General features: G+C 67.7%; 8 protein-coding genes and 1 pseudogene. 5 read left to right on the forward strand and 4 right to left on the reverse strand.

Annotated features, from left to right (window positions below):
- Positions 1 to 191 precede the first annotated feature (191 nt).
- On the reverse strand, positions 192 to 7,682 hold the full coding sequence (locus QCD66_RS02720; protein WP_375736732.1) for a LamG-like jellyroll fold domain-containing protein: 7,491 nt from the start codon (positions 7,680 to 7,682) through the stop codon (positions 192 to 194).
- An 892-nt stretch (positions 7,683 to 8,574) separates the two neighbouring features.
- On the opposite strand from QCD66_RS02720, the gene QCD66_RS02725 reads away from it, so the two are divergent.
- A complete protein-coding gene (locus QCD66_RS02725; protein WP_375736733.1) occupies positions 8,575 to 9,183 on the forward strand; it encodes a tyrosine-protein phosphatase in 609 nt (202 codons plus the stop codon).
- A gap of 63 nt (positions 9,184 to 9,246) precedes the next feature.
- On the opposite strand, the gene QCD66_RS02730 is transcribed toward QCD66_RS02725, so the two are convergent.
- A complete protein-coding gene (locus tag QCD66_RS02730; RefSeq protein WP_375736734.1) occupies positions 9,247 to 9,711 on the reverse strand; it encodes a hypothetical protein in 465 nt (154 codons plus the stop codon).
- A 592-nt stretch (positions 9,712 to 10,303) separates the two neighbouring features.
- Here QCD66_RS02730 and QCD66_RS02735 point away from each other — a divergent pair.
- Complete coding sequence (locus tag QCD66_RS02735; RefSeq protein WP_407566988.1) at positions 10,304 to 10,906, forward strand: hypothetical protein; 603 nt, start codon at positions 10,304 to 10,306, stop codon at positions 10,904 to 10,906.
- A 42-nt stretch (positions 10,907 to 10,948) separates the two neighbouring features.
- On the opposite strand, the gene QCD66_RS02740 is transcribed toward QCD66_RS02735, so the two are convergent.
- Both QCD66_RS02740 and QCD66_RS02745 read right to left on the reverse strand, forming a co-directional pair.
- A complete protein-coding gene (locus QCD66_RS02740; RefSeq protein ID WP_375736736.1) occupies positions 10,949 to 12,535 on the reverse strand; it encodes a TROVE domain-containing protein in 1,587 nt (528 codons plus the stop codon).
- A 358-nt stretch (positions 12,536 to 12,893) separates the two neighbouring features.
- Positions 12,894 to 13,247, reverse strand: a pseudogene (locus QCD66_RS02745) (IS701 family transposase); the annotation flags it as partial.
- 102 nt (positions 13,248 to 13,349) lie between these two features.
- Between QCD66_RS02745 and QCD66_RS02750 the strand changes: the two are divergent.
- The 3 genes from QCD66_RS02750 to QCD66_RS02760 all read left to right on the forward strand — a co-directional run bounded on the left by QCD66_RS02750 (position 13,350) and on the right by QCD66_RS02760 (position 15,496).
- Positions 13,350 to 13,793, forward strand: coding sequence for a hypothetical protein (locus QCD66_RS02750; protein ID WP_407566786.1), 444 nt, complete (start codon positions 13,350 to 13,352; stop codon positions 13,791 to 13,793).
- A 5-nt stretch (positions 13,794 to 13,798) separates the two neighbouring features.
- On the forward strand, positions 13,799 to 14,236 hold the full coding sequence (locus tag QCD66_RS02755) for a hypothetical protein (protein ID WP_407566989.1): 438 nt from the start codon (positions 13,799 to 13,801) through the stop codon (positions 14,234 to 14,236).
- A 147-nt stretch (positions 14,237 to 14,383) separates the two neighbouring features.
- A complete protein-coding gene (locus QCD66_RS02760) occupies positions 14,384 to 15,496 on the forward strand; it encodes an ISAs1 family transposase (protein WP_407566990.1) in 1,113 nt (370 codons plus the stop codon).
- The last annotated feature ends 2 nt before the right edge of the window (positions 15,497 to 15,498 follow it).

The raw sequence follows: 15,498 nt of genomic DNA on the forward strand, positions 1-15,498 counted from the left end.
CCGAGCTGGGCTGCGGCGTGCTTGGCGCCGGCCTCCTTATCGATCAGGGTGGCTTTTCCAGTGGTGACCGGGTGGGTCATCGCGTGTTGGGCTTCGTGTTCGGCGGGCGGGATGTTTCCGAGGTGTTGACAAATTCAACGCATAAGAACGGCGTGGGGCGATCCAGGGCTCCTGGATCGCCCCACGGGGCGTTACCGATCCACGCCGTAGTAGAGAGCCAGGTACTCGGCGATCTCGGGTGCGTGTGGCGACAGTTCGGGCAGATGGCGGTCCAGGGCATCGCGGGTCGCCTCGGCCAGGCGGCTGACGCTGGTGGTGGCGTCCCGCACGTACGGTTCGAGCTTCCTGATCAACTCGTAGTTGCTGTCGATGTGTTGCGCCCGCATCACCTTCTCGAGCGGTGGTGTGGTGTCCGTCGGGATCGGCTGGAGCACTCGGCTGATGTAGGTGACCCGGTGCATGATGCGCCAGCACGGTGGCTTCTTCGCTGCCTGGCGGGCTTGGCGCAGCGCGACCGCGTTGCGGTCGGGGCTCTGCTCCAGCCAGATCGGATCGACGATGGTGCGGTAGAACTCCTCGAAGTTCTCGCTTGTGGCGTCAAGATAGAACGTAACGAACCGGTAGGCGTCGACCTTTCCGGGCAGCAGCTCCGGTTTGCCGTCGCCGCCGAGGACCGGTTTCCCGTCCTTGTACCGCTGGAGATCGCTGCCCGGCTCGCAGGTCACATCGAGGGAGAAGGTGGTCTTCGACTCCCTCTTCTTGCTCCGGGTCGAGGTGTAGCCGATGCCGCCGCTCAGGTCCAGACCAAGGCCGACGCTCACGCCCATGGTTGACGCCGACAGCGACATCCCGGTGTTCTCGCTCTTGGTTACCTGGAAGCTGCCCGCGGTGGCCTCGGTGACGGCATCGGTGGTCTCGGTGGTCTCGGCGAAGAATCCGCCCTCCGCCGTCCAGACGTAGGTGTTGACTAGGTTACGTCGGGAGAAGCCGTCGACCAGCGCCTTGGCGCCGGGCAGCGAGAGTTCGCCGAGTGTGGGATTGATCATCCCGTGCCCTCCGGTGCCCAGCATGGCGGCGATCCCGCCGATGGCACCCAACCCGGGAACAAGGGCGCCCGCCACGAACCCGGCTGCCTCGGTGCCAACCTGCTTGAGGGTGTGCAGCGCGGCCTGCCCCAGCATCGGCTTGAAATCAGGCGGCTCGGTGGAGAGCGCCTCGAAGAAGCTCCGCAGCTGTTGCCGCTCGTGCTGGATTCGCCGGATCAGGGCGTACGTCTCGCGGGGTTTGAAGTAGCTGTACTCGCCGTGGTCCCGGGCCTGCGGATAGTCCGGGTCGAGTACCTTGCCGTGGGCTGTGGCGCCGACGGCGCCGTCGAGCGTGCCCTGCTTGGTGTATCGAGGGTTGATCGGGAACGAGATGATGTTCCAGTCTTCTGGAATATCCGGACTCGGCGTGACGTGGTACGACACCAGGGCGCCGGTCTGACTCAGCCGCAGCGCGAAGATGTCGGCGGTGGACGAGCGCACCACCGCGAATCCGGTGTTCGCTGGCAGGTACCGCGGACCGGTCGCGGCGTTCACCACCTGGCCGGGGTCCTCCCACCGGCCGCGCAGCCCCACCTTCAACCGGCGGGTGGTGGTCTCCCCTCGGGAGACCTCGCTTTGTCGGCTCGACGTGTTCGTGAAGTCGTAGCTGGTCTTGCGTTCCAGGGTTGCCGCTACGTCGATTGGGACGGTGATACCGGCGCCGAGTGGTGCGATGACGGTATTGATGTCGGCTTCGGCGCCGAGGGAGCGGGTCGCCGCGAAGCCCGCGGTGCGGCTGTTCTCGGTGTCGGTGCCGTGGCTGCGGCTGACTTCGTCGGCCTGTTTGAACTCCACCGTGGACGCGTTGTTGAACTGACCCGGCGCGCGATCGGTTGACGGGTTGGTCAGGTTCTCGGCGGGGACCGGTGGGGCGCCCTCGATGTACCCGACGATCTGCGGGTCGTACTGTGCCTGACCGACCCATTCGCTGACCAGGCTGCCCACCTTGTACCCCGTGACGAGGTACCAGGCACGGCCGCGCAGGTAGCTGTAACAGCGTTTCATGACGCCGTTGGGGACCCCCCGGGCGTCGACCTGCGCGTCGGCGTACTCGCTGGCCGAGGGCGTGCTGTCGGTCAAGGCATGGAAGCGGGTCCGTACGCTGGCCGGCGCCGGGCGCACGATGGCGGCGTCGGTGGAGACCGGTGCGGTGGAGAGGACGACCTGCGGGCGCTGATTCGCAGGCAGGAGCAGGTGGTTGCCGGCGGGCCCGGCGTCGTGAACCTCGCTCGCGCCGGCGCTGGTGGAGTCGGCGTCGAACGGGTAACACGCGATGAGGTCCGCCAGGTCGCCCTTGATCCGGCCGAAGGCGTTGTCCAGGATTTGTTCCTGGGTACGCACTCCCCGCCACACGCGCACTTCTTCCAGGACACCCGAATAGGGATGTATCGGGTTGTTGTTGACGGAAGCCCCGCCCAGCGCAAACTGGTAGGTGTTGTAGCCGTAGTAGACGAGCATCTGGTTGGCCGCCATGGTGACCGGTGTCGTGAGCACGGGGGTGCCGTTGCGGTAGAGCCGGATCGGGCTGCCCTGCGGGTCGGGGTTCTTGGTCCATCCGGCCCCCCGTAGCCGGGCCGGATGGGAGCCTGTGGCGTCGCCCGCGACGTTGCCGGCGTTCTCCTCCATCCGCCACCAGCCGACCAGGCCCCGTTCGCGCGGCCCGACTGGGCGGCACACCTGGTCCGGGGCGCGGGCGACCCGCCACAACCGCACCTCGGCGAGAACACCCCGTAGTGGGAGCGTGAGCGAGCCGACCCGGACGCGCCCGAACTCCAGCGGGCCGGCACTACCCTTCGGTCCCTCTCCCCGGTAACGGTGCGTGCCAGCGGGCGCACCGTCGATGAAGAACGATATGTCATGCCACCGGTCCGGCTCGGACGGCGGGCTGGCCTTGCGGACCACCGCCACCCGGTGGAAGGTGGCCGCGCGCAGCGCCGTGGTCGACACGTACGTGAAGGATTTGTGCCCTGGCTCCTCGAAGCGGAACTCGAGCTTGCCGTCAGGGCGCACCCAGAGGTGGTAGGGTGCGCATCCACCGGCGCCGTCGTCAGGCACTCCGTAGCCAACCAGGCCGTGCGCCCAGCCGAGCCGGTCGAGCATGACGAACACCTCAACGGTGAGTTCGCCGGTGACGTCGAGGGCGCCGTCACTGCCGGCGTCGAGGTGCCCCCGGCCGTCGAGGGAGACCGCCCAGGACTGTTCCATCGTGGCGGCCAGGTGAGCCCATTCCCGGCACGGGAAGGCATCCCGGCTGCGGACTAGGGTGTCGCCCTTGCCCGCGGTGATCTGATAGCCCGGAAGCGGTGACTCGGTCACGGCCGGGGTACCGGTGACCGCGCCGTCGTGGCCGTTGCCGGACAGGTCGGTGGTGTTCGCTCCGGTGAAGCTCCAGTAGCCGAGCAGCCCCGGCTCCCGGCCGGTCAGCCGGTGACCGCGCTCCACGACCAGCTCCGAGAGGGTACGCACCCGGCCCCAGACCCGCACCTCGTCCAGCCGGACGTTGGCCCAGGAGCCGTTCGCGGGTGAGAATCCGAGCCGAAGGTCGCCGACGCCCGCGTACGGGGTGGTGACGGAGCGCCGACCCACCTCGGCGCCGTCGCGATAGAGGAGCTGCTCGTTGGTGGCCCGGTTGAACACCGCTGCCCAGTGGTGCCACTCCAGGTCGTCGTAGGTGGCCGTGGTGTTCAGGTCGTTACCCCAGAAGGCCAGGGTGAACGTGTTGTCGGTGCGGAAGCCCACATGGAGTGCACTATTGACGGTCTGAGTGGTGGAACCGTGTGAAACCACGAAGTCGTCGCGGCCGGCACGCTCTCGCTTGGCCCAGAACTCGATGGTGAAGTCGGTGCCGACCAGGCCCACCGGTCCGCAGTCCACCTTGTCGTTGACGCCGTTGAGGGCCAGCGCCGACTTCAGTGGCGCCGGGTCCAGGCCGAGCAGGTACCGACCCGACTGGGTGTGGGCGTTCAGCACCCGGCCGGGGCCCGGCAGGGCATCCGGCAGAACCCACGCCTCGACGGTGACGTTCCCGGCGGTACCCACCTGCGCGAGCCGATCGTCCGGTAGGACCAGCCGGTGCGTCTTGGCGTCGAAGCGGAACGCCCGGCCGGGGATCGCCCCGTGCCACTGTGAGCCGCGCCCTGCCACCAGGTCGGTCGCGGATCCGTTCGGGACGTTGCCGGTGGTTTCGTCCGTCTCCACCCGGACGACCTGTGACCCGGCGGTCAGCCAGGCGCCGGGCCGGCTGGAGGTCGCCAGGTCGTAGTGGTAGAGCATCCCGGTTACCGGTTCGCCCGGTGTGGCGGTGCCGGCGCCGCCGACCACGGTCAGCGTGTCGGTGCCCCGCTGGGCGTCCAACCGGACCAGGACCGCCGTGCCGGCCACGGTGATGATGGCACCGGCCGGCACGCGCGTGGTGAGCGGCTCGGTGAGTCGTACGGTCTTGCCGGCGTCTCTGATCTCGGCCACCTTGCCGAGATGCCAAGGCTCGGCCATGCCTCGGCCGTTGAGGACATCGGCGAACCGTTCGACCTGACGGGGCACCGAGTTGAAGGTCTCGGAGCTTGAGCTGTTGCGGATCGTGACGGTGCACAGTTGCGCCAGTTGTCCGTCGCTCACCTCGATGGTGGTGCCGGCCAGGTCGATCAGCGGATCGCGGCTGACGAATCGGACTCGCCGCGTTCCCACGGCGAGCCGTTTCTCCGCCCGGGACACCTCGGTGTCGTAGTACGTGGCGAAGAACTGGCCGTCACCCCCGCGGAAGTACAACGAGACCTGCCCGATGGTGCTGTCCAGCAGGAACGGCGTGTCCAGGGTCCACCCGAACCCGAGCAACGCTCCCGTGACGCTGAGCCCGGCGCGGTCGGTGTGCAGGTGCGGCATGGCCAGCGACACGGTCCCGGTGCCCGCCAGGCCTCCGGTGAGCCGGGAGAGTTCGCCTTCCTTGGCGGCCAACTCGACCCGCGCGGCCCGCAGCCGGCCCTCGGCCTCGGTGATCAGCGCCTGCCTGGTACGTTCCCGGTCCAGCTTCGTGACGAGGTCGTCACGGCGAAGCCTCGCCGCGTTCAGGTCCGCCTCGAACTCCGGTAGCGGCTTGACCTTCTCCCACCGGAACTGGTCGGCGTTCGCTCCGGGCGTCTGTTCGACAAGAGCATAGGTGCCGCCGTACCGGTCGTAGTCCGTGCCGGTCAACTTGCGGAACGCGACGAGCAGATGCCGGGCCCCATTATCGACCGGGGCCAGGATGCGGCCAGTTCCGCTACCGCTGATGCCTTGAGGATCGAACATCACTGTGCCAGTGGCAGGAGCTTCGCCTGCGGCGATCAACCGGACGTAGCCGGTTGGGCCTCTGCTGAGCATGGCGGGGACGTTCTGCTCGCCGTCAGCGTCGGGTGCCATCGAGGACGGAATGAAAGCTCTAATGTTGTAGTAGGAGCCAGAGCCGTACATGGAATTTACATGTGTCAGCTTCCACAAGGTTCTGGGATCGCTCTGGTCCTTCGTGGAGTGCACCCGATTATCCACGCTGCTGGGCTTCGTCGACCACTTGACGTAGAGGTTCTCCTGCAGGTTTTGTATGCGGTGGACCCAGCTGGTCGGGAGATCCCGCTCCGCCTCCAGCCGGGCAAATTCGGCCCTGGCGGTCACCAGATCCCGATCCCAGCCGGCGACGGTCGCCGGGTCGGTGCCCGGGTTCGCGACCAGCGCCTCGTCCGCCTTGATCTGGTTCTTCAAGGCGGCGATCAACTGTTCCAGTGCGCTGATCCGGTCGGGATCAGCGGCGGACTGGGGCTGGTTCAGCACCGGCAGGGTGATCTGGTCCGGCGCTTGGGCCAGGCGGCCGTCGCGGCCGACGGCGAGGTCGAGCGTGGCGACATGGGGCCTGGCTGCCGTGCCCCCTGGCGCGGAGTCGGCTGTGGCCACGGCGAGCAGCACCCGGGCCTGCCGCTTCACCAGCGAGCGCGGGCCGCTCGGGGGCGCGATGTTCTCCTGCTGCGAGTAGAGGGTCGCGGCAGGACCGGAGACCACGTCGCGGCCGGTGAAGGCGAAGCTGCTGCGGTGCAGGCCGGAGTGCTCGTCGACCGGTGCCTTGGAGGTGACCCAGGCCGGCCCACCGACGAGCGCGCCATCCCGCCCGTTGCCGGTCTGATCGTGCAGCTTCGTGCCGTTACCCTCGTCGAATCGGTAGTAGGCGAGCAGCCCGGGCTCGTCGCCGACAAGCCGGCGACCACGCTCATCGGCCAGCTCCTTCTTGCTGCGAGCCCGGCTCCAGATGCGGATCTCGTCGATCTCCCCGGAGAAGAAGTCGCCGGGTTGACCGTTGCGGAGTTGAGCGCCGATGAGCACCTTCGTGGCGAGGCCGGGAGTGGCCCCGAGGCTTCCCTCACCGGCGGGTTCGCCGTCGAGGTAGAGCCGAACCTGGCCAGCTTCGACGACCGCGGCGACGTGTGTGTACCGGCCGATGGCCACTGGTCGGGTCGACTGCACCGTCGACGGCGAGCCGAGCTGCGACAGCGCGAGGTGCCCGGCTGCCTCGACAGCGAAGATGAAGTCGCCCTGCACGCCTTGGTCGAACTTGGCCAGGATGGTTCCGTTGTGCGCCGCCGGATTGATCCACGCCTCCAGCGTGTACGTCTTCCCGGCGAGCTGAAGCGCGGCCGGGTTGCCCAGATCGACGTAGCTGCCCGTACCGTCGAATTGCAGGGCGGTCCCGGCGGAGCCAGAGGTGGGACGGTGCCTGGCGCCCTGGGTGTCGAACAGCCCGCTGCTCGCCTGCGCGACGTTGAACGAATCGATCCGCTTCGTCCGGCTGTTGACCGCGAAGATCTGCCAGCGTCGGCTGCCCTGCACCTCGGTGGGGAGCAGCAACACGCTGAACGCGCCGCCGGTAAGGTCCCGGACGAACGTCAACTCCTGAGTCGGCTCGTAGAACGGACGCCCCTGCATGTCCTTCGTGCCCGGGGTGTCCTTCGCCGACGCCGGCCACGTGCGGTGCCCACTGCGCTGGTAGCGGACCTCCATGACCGGCTTCAGCTCCGTGCCGACCAGCACGAACCGGTCACACAGCAGGGTGCTGTCCACCAGCGGCACCTTTGCGCCGTTAGGCTTCACGAAGTCCCCGTCAGCAGCGGCGCTGGAGCCACCCTTGGTGAGCTTCCACACCGCGTCGGCGTGCCCGGCGTCGATGGATTGCCGGAACACCACAAGATGGGTGCCGTCGGACACCACCCGGAACGGCGCCGCTGCGGTGAGTCGAGCCGTGCTCGACAGGAACGGATCAATCTCCTTCGCGGCGAGGACATCCTTGGCGCTGGCCTCGACCCGCCCCCCACGCCTTACCGTCGGCAGTCGAGTGGCCCCGGCCATCGCGTACCCCACCTGCGTGATCTCGCTGGGAAAGCGAAGCTCAGCCGGGTCGTCGTGCCAGTATGCCGCGTCGAGTTCACCTCGCCCGGCACCCGGATCGAAATTCAGGACGGAGTAATGAATGCGTCGGTCCTTGTCCATCGCGAACGCCACCGTCACGCCCTGGTGCCGGAGCATCGTGGTGTGCAGGTAATCGCGGGCGCTGTACACCTTGACCAGGCTTTTCTCGGACAAATTTGGCCCTTTCCCGGGGTGGATCGAGAAATTAGACAAACTCCCTGAAGGCGCCCATTGTCGCCCCGTAATGTCGAAGCGGAATGTCCATCAACTGTAATCGTTCCCAGATTCGTTAAGTGAATCAAGTCAGGATGTCGACTTAGGTTTGACTTCCAGGGCAGCGCGCAGGGCGAGAGCCTTGGCCGCCGGGAGTGACCCGATAGAAGCCTGCTCGATAGTCAACTCGCAACAAGTTCTGCCCCTGGCCAAGGCTCTTACCTCTCGCCTGTAGTCACGGCGGCAGAAAAATTGCAACTCTTGGATGGCGGTGGAAAGCGACCCGCACGGGCACGTTCATCTCGCGGGTGACCGTTTTCGAGTCCGGCCAACGAGCCCTGAGCAACTGTCGCCGTTGGAATCAGCGGCAAGATGATCCAAAATGTCCATCTTGCGGGAGGTCGTACGCTGTCCGGCCTCCCGCCGTCGGTCTACGCAATCGTGAAGGCGGCTTTGCTGTCAGGAGCCGATCGACAGAGGTTGCGTTGTCGCAGTCGCGTGGAGCACCCCGGCGGGACGGCAGGCGACAGCGTCCCGCGCCGACCCGGCACCGGATGCCGATACCGAACTACGGATCAGTGCCCCCGTTTACCCCCGAAAACGGCATCCAAGCCTTGACAGACAGCGACAAGCGATCACCATCGCTTGGTGGCATATCCGCAGCTGAATGCCGGATTTTGGCCGGCGATGACAAGCTGGACGCCGTGACGTTCGGTAACCGTGTGTCGCAGGTTCGAATCCTGCCGGGGACACGTCACAAAACCGAAGGACGCTTGGCATGATCGATGGGTCATGGGGCGGAGCGACGCCCTTGCCGGCGGTAAGTGGTTCTTGGGGCGGGGAGATCACGGCGTTGGACTGGTCGGAATTCATCAACTTCCGTGATCTTGGCGGTCTTCCCACCGTTGACGGCGGCGAGATCCAAGCCGGTGCCCTGCTCCGCTCAGGTTGTCACAACCAGCTCCCGCCGGCGGCAATCCGGGCAATTCGCGGCAGTCGCATGGTAAGCCGCATAGTGGACCTGCGTTGGGCGAAGGAGTGCCGGACGCACCCCAGCCCGTTTGCCGAAGACGAGATCTACCGGCACATGCCGCTGCTGAACGATGTACTGACCTACACCCCGCCACCGGATTCGTACGGCCCGATGCTCGACCACAATCAGGAGCGGATCGGCGCTGCCTTCCGGGCTGTGGCCGAAGCGCCGCCTGGTGGTGTTCTCGTCCATTGCCGGGCCGGTAAGGATCGGACCGGGGTGCTGGTGGCGCTGCTGCTGACGGCGGCAGGGGTGGACGCCGCCGTGACAGCCCGGGACTACGCCCGATCGGACTCGTCCCTCGAGGGCACGATGCGTGAGACGCTGGCGCACCTCGATCGTCGCTACGGCGGGATCGCGGACTATCTGGCCACGGTGGGCGTGGGAAGCGAGACCTTGGCGGCGGCCCGTAACCGCCTGCTCCGTTAAGCCCTCGGGCCGGTCTTCTTGGCGCATTGCCGCTCGATACGCACCATCGCTTCCGGCAGGCGGTCAACTGCAGGAGTCGCAGACACCCGTCAGGGGAAGTTGCACAAAGCAGTTCCGGCACGACGGGCGAGCCGTCGGAGCTGGAGTACGCCGCCGGTTGACGCGTTCCTGCAATGCGGGAGCAAGCGCCGACGAACCGCCATCAGGAGGTAGCACGGCGCCGAAGTGCCGGTAGCAGTCGAGACGGGCAGCGGCGGCGTGATACTCGCGCTCGAGGTCGTTCACGATCGGGGGCTCGCCGGCAACTTCGAGCACGGACTTGTAGCCCTCGCCGACCATGCCGTCCTGACGGTGGACCACCAAAGCCGTCAGCGGCGGCTCGCGGCGCCGGTGCCCTTCCAGCACGACGAGGTAGAGGACTCTGCCGATCCAGTGGCGGAAGGGGGCCGAAGTGCGGATGCCGGATGCCCGCTGGACTTCTTCCGCGAGATCGCCGTACACGATCAAGCCCTGGTAGGTACCGGCCACCTTCGCCAGTAGCGGGTAGGCATGGTCGGCCCAGATTTTCCATGCCTCGGCCCGGGGTACCTGTGCCCCGTTGTCCTCTCGCCAGTGACCCCGTTGCATTTGATTCCATCCCAACGCCGTCCGTTGCGGGTCGAGGCTAGTGGGCTTCCAGAGGAAGGCAACTGGCCGAAGCTCTACATCGACCGGTCCGCCCGACGGAGTCGCAGTCGTCCTTCTACGCGGGTATGCCTTCCAGCAGCCGTGGTCAGGCGGCAACCGCGATCTCAGCCCAGACGGCGCGTCTGGTTTCCGCCGGCGCAGGGTAGAGGTCGCGGACGATTTCCGTGGCCCCGTTCCGGTCCCCTTTCGTGTCTGCTCGATCGTGTTTCCGACGTACCCGCCGGTAAGCGGACGCTGAGTCGCCGATCAAACCATCGACATCAGCCGCCCGGCCGGTAACGAAGTCGTCATCACCACGACACACTTCGGCGGGCGGCCCGCTCCTATCTGGACCAGGGGATTCGGCCGCGCCCGCGGTTCCGCACGTCTTCAAGAAAGGGGGAGCGGCGCTCTCAGCCGGCCACCGTCGGTCGGTCCCGCGCCGTAGCCACTGATGACGAACCAGCCGTGGGGGCAGCAGCGGCCCCCGTACCCCCACCACACCCAGCCCATGCCGCCCGTTCAGCCCGCGATGTACGGAAGCCCACCGCCGCGCCGGAGGCGGCTCGGCGTCGCCGGCATCATCGGCATCACCTTCGGCGTCCTTCTGATCAGTTGTTGCGGTATCGGAGCGGTCGGCGCCGCCCTCGATTCCGGCGACGATCCGAAACCGCTCGCTTCGGCCAGCACCAGCGCACCGGCGGCTCCGGCCGACTCCCCGACAGCGGCGGATGCCGCTTCCTCCACCCCGACGGACGGCACGTCCGCCCCGGCCGGCGCCACTCCGACGACGGCCGCACCGACCACGGCAGCCGGCCAGGTGAAGACGACACCCCGTCCGACCCAGACCACGCCACGGCCGACGAAGACGACGCCGCAGCCGAAGCGGACGACCGCCGCACCCCGTACGACCAAGCCGACCGACAGTGTCCAGCAGGGTGTCCATCCCGGCGCGTTCTGCAAGACGGCCGGCGCGATGGGGAAGACCAAGACCGGCAAGCTCATGCAGTGCAAGAAGACGGCGGAGGATCCGAAACTCCGGTGGCGGGCAGCCTGACCGCAGGCGAGGTGGCGCCCTCCAGGGAGGGCGCCACCTCGGCTATCGCGCCAGCCAGGGCCAGGACTCGTCCCGGCCGGCCTCGATCAGCGGGATCATGCGGAACGTCGCGTCGGTCAGGCCACCGAACTCGAGCCGGTTCGGGCTGCCGGCCGCGAACGCCGCCGCCTTGTATCCGTTCAGGTTGAACCCGTACAGCGGTACGGTCGCTGGCACCTGCTCACCGACACCCCGGCCGTACAAGCCGTCCATCGTCTGCATGTCCGAGATCAGGAACACCCGGTCGTGCCGCTTGTACGTGGCCTGCAGCGAGGCGGCGATCTGCGTACCGTGACCGACCTCGCCGACCCGGCGACAGAACGCGTCGACCTCGCGGAGCACCGACGCGCCCTTGCGGACCTCGTGCCGAAACACACCGTCGGCGAAGCCGTACAGGTGCACCTGTTCGCCCTTGGCCGCCAGCGCCACCCCGAACACGGCGGCGGCCTTCAGCGGCGTGACCTTCGACTTCGCCGAGATCGCCCGGTTGGTCATCGAGGCCGACGTGTCGACGAGCACCAGCGAGCGGCCGGGTAGCGCCGGCAGGTTGGCCAGCGATGCCTGGAGCGCCTGGTCGAGGGCGTGCCCCCACCGCAGCGACGGCGCCTGCTCGTACGCGGACAGCCACCGGAACGGGAACATCCGCGAGCGGGCGACCTCGGCGGGGTCGGCGAACCGGGCGGCGATCCGTGCCGCCACCTCGTCGCTGACGCCGGCCTCGTCGAAGTTGCGCAGGTTGCGGCTCACTGCCATGACACCCATCGACGGAATCATCGCCTCCCACGCCCGCCGGTCCATGGGGCCGTCGAGCCAGCCCGCGAGCGCCTCCCACGTCATGCCGGCGTCGGCGAGCCGCTGCGGGTCGTCGAGTACGGCCCGACGCTGCTCGACCGGCAGCGCCCACAGTTCGGCCCGCCGGCGGATGACCGTCAGCTCGTCGGGGATGGCGTCGACGTGGTCGTGGCGCCGGTCGAGGGCGTGCCGGAACAGCGCCGACTGCCGGTCGGTGGCCGGTGTCGGGTGGACGGTGTCGATGACGTCGGCGAACCGGTAGCCCTTGCTGTCGGTGTCGTACTTCAGCATCGACCGGTCGTTGTACAGGCGCCGTACAGCGTCGGCGAGCCCGTTCTTGACCGGACCCGGCACCCGGCGGCCGAACCGGGACCGCCAGTAGGCCAGGAACTCGCCGGGCTCGTCGGCCCGGTTCAGGGCGGCGTCGACCAGGGGCCGGTTGGCGCCGTGCAGGCCGGCGTCGAGCCGGGCCTTGACCGCCTCGGCGGCGGCGACCAGCGGCGCCGACCGCATGTTCGCGTCGCGGCGCAGCCAGCGGACGAACCCGGTCAGCCACTCGACGTCGGTGACGGCGACCTGGCGGACGAGGGTGGCGTACCGGTTGTCCCGGTCGCCGGCCTGCTCGTAGAAGGTGTCCTCGCTGACGAAGTTTGCCACCGCGAGCAGGAAAAGTTCGGACTTCAGGTCACGGCTGTGGCCGGGCGCGCCTTCGTGGGTACGGATGTCGGCGGTCGGCGACGCGGTGATCGGGCCGCGGCCGACAGCGGTCGTTGTCGCGGTGGTGTTGAACTTCGCCATGGGAACGCCCCTTTCCTTCGCAGCGGAGAGGCGTCGTACGGGGGCGCACTGGGAGCCAGCCGAGAACCAGGCGGGCGAGGTGACATGTTGCTCCGGAGGAGCTCTACCACTTGAGCTACGCCTGACCGAGGTCAGATCGGCGAGACTCGAACTCGCAACCGCCTCATTAATTGGAAGTAACCCCACCCTGCGCACAGGCTGGCCGCCAGCGCGCCCCGTACGTGCCCCTCCGAGAACCGAACGACCGAGGCGACAGGTCTTTACCCAAAAAGAAGTAGCCCCGGTCTTCGCACAGGAGGTGCGTCCATGACGCTAATCGCCGTCCGCAAGGAGCGGCAAGGAGATTAGTACTCCAACGTCAGTTCGCCTGTCTGCGCTGGTAGTGGGATCGTCGGGCTCGGGCTTGGGATGTTCGTCGCCAGATGGACCAGTGCATGGTGTGTGCTGGTGGGAGTGGATGGGTGAGGACGAGGGCGTTGAGGAGTCGGCGGATCTCGGCGACGGTCAACGCGATGACCTGCGGGTCGGGGTCGGGCTGTCGGACGGTGGCGGCGAGGGTGGTCAGGACGGCCAGGGCGAGCATTGCGAGGGTGATGAACCGGTGCCAGCCGGTCCAGCCGCGGACCTGGTAGTGGTCCAGTCCGACCTGGCCCTTGCCGGTCTGGAACAGTTCCTCGATGCTCCAGCGGGAGCCGGCCACTCGTACGAGGGTGTGTAGCGGTACGGGGCGGGGCCCACTTGGTCAAGATGGTGTGAGACACCCCGTGTGAGTGGGGTGCTGACCTGAGGGCGGGGATCGGAGATCCTTGTGTACGTGTCCACTTCATCTGGCAAGGAGTCGGCGTCCGGTGGCGGGGCTGATCCGGCGCCGAAGCCGTCGCGGCGGGTTTTCAGCCCGGAGTACAAGCTCGCGATGGTCGCCGAGTACGAGAGCGCCGCGAACGGGGAGAAAGGCGCGATCCTGCGCCGGGAGGGCTTGTACTCATCGCACATCATTGAATGGACGCGAGCCCGCGACGCCGGGCAACTCGGCAACGGAGGCGCCGAGAAAACGGACGCCGCCACGACTGTGGCCGGGGCGCGAGTGAAGAAGTCCGCGGAACAGATCGAATTGGAGAAGCTGCGCCGGCAGAACGAGAAACTGCAGGCGGATCTGAAGAAGACCCGTATGGCGTTGGATATTATGGGAAAAGCGCACGCGCTCTTGGAAGAACTCTCCGAGAGCGCGGACGACGACAGCCCGCCGAAGAGATCCTGACCGCCGTGTTCGGCGAGTTGCGCGACGCGGATATCTCGGTGCAGCGGGCGTGCGCGCTGACTGGGACCTCGCGGGCGACCTACTATCGGCGGGCGAAGCCGGTCGGACCGCGGCACGGGCCGTGGCTGCCGCGGACCCCGCCGCCGCAAGCGCTCAGCACGGCCGAACGTGACCGGGTGCTGGCGGTGTTGAACTCGCCGGTATACGCCGACCTGGCGATCCCGCAGGTCTGGGCCCGGGAACTCGATGCGGGCAGGTACCACTGCTCGATGTCCACGATGTATCGCATCGCCCGGGCGGCCGGGCAGAGCCGGGAACGACGCCGGCTGGCGACTCATCCACCCCGGGTGCGTCCAGAGCTGGTCGCGACCGGGCCCGGTCAGGTGTGGTCCCAGGGCCCCGGCAAAGTCGTGATGGTGCCCGACTTGGATCGCTTGGAGTAGAAGCGCCGCAGTTGGTGGCAGCAAGACGGGCATGACGGTTCAGAAGATCATCAAGGTTCCTACGCCACGATGATCTATCCGAAGTGAGTCATGCCCGCGCTGCCATCATCGCTGATCTCGTCCCTGTCCCGCGCACCGGCTCTGACCGTGCCCGAAACCGCGGGCGGGCTGCCCGCAGCACTCGCCGATGTGCCCGATCCGCGTGCCCGGCGAGGCGTACGGCACCCGCTGACGGTCGTGGTGACCGCGGCGGTATGCGCCGTGGTGGCCGGCTACCGCTCCTACACCGCCATCGCCGAGTGGATCGCCGACGTTCCGGACACGACCGTCCTGGCCGTCGGTATCGCCCCGGACCGACGACCGTCCGAGGCCATGATCCGCCGACTGTTGCAGGCCCTGGACCCAGACCTGCTCACCACCGCCATCGGCACCTGGCTCGCCGGCAGAGCCCCGGCCAGCACCCCAGTGAACCGGCAGGCGATCGCCGTCGACGGCAAAACCCTGCGAGGATCACGCACCGCCGACAGCACGGCCCAGCACGTCCTGGCCGCCTGCGATCAGAACACCGGCGTCGTGCTGGCCAGCACCGACGTCGACGGCAAAACGAACGAGATCACCCGGTTCGAGCCCCTGCTCGACCAGATCGGCGACCTGACCAACACGGTGATCACCGTCGACGCTCTGCACTGCCAGCGCGATCACGTAACCTACCTCGCCAAACGCGGCGCCCACTGGATCCTGACAGTCAAAGGCAACCAACCTCACCTGCACAAACAGCTCGCCGACCTGCCCTGGCGGCAGGTCCCGGACGCCACCCGCCATGACGATCGCGGGCACGGCCGTCGAGAAATCCGCACCCTGAAGATCCTCTCGGTCTCCACCGGCATCGCGTTCCCGAACGCTGCCCAGGCCCTGCAGATCCGCCGCCGCAGACGCCGCCTCGACCAACCGAGACGCTTCACCACCGAGACCGTCTACGCCATCACCGACCTACACGTCCACCAGGCAAAACCCGAACAACTCGCCACCTGGATCCGCGGCCACTGGTCCATCGAAAACGCCGTCCACTGGGTCCGCGACGTCACCTACGACGAAGACCGCTCCCAAATCCGTACCGGCACCGGACCCCAAGTCATGGCCGTCCTACGCAACACCGCCATCAGCGCGCTCCGCACCGCCGGCGTCACCAACATCGCCGCCGCCAACCGACACCACGCCCGCGACAGCACCCGCCCCCTGGCACTACTCGGCATCATCTAACG

It is taken from the genome of Polymorphospora sp. A560 (genome assembly GCF_045781765.1).
Taxonomy (GTDB): domain Bacteria; phylum Actinomycetota; class Actinomycetes; order Mycobacteriales; family Micromonosporaceae; genus Polymorphospora; species Polymorphospora lycopeni.

What these genes read in the sequence shown, in the direction of transcription:
- QCD66_RS02735 (WP_407566988.1), top strand. Translation starts at nt 10,304, where the DNA reads ATGACGAACCAGCCGTGGGGGCAGCAGCGGCCCCCGTACCCCCACCAC.
- QCD66_RS02740 (WP_375736736.1), bottom strand. Translation starts at nt 12,535, where the DNA reads ATGGCGAAGTTCAACACCACCGCGACAACGACCGCTGTCGGCCGCGGC.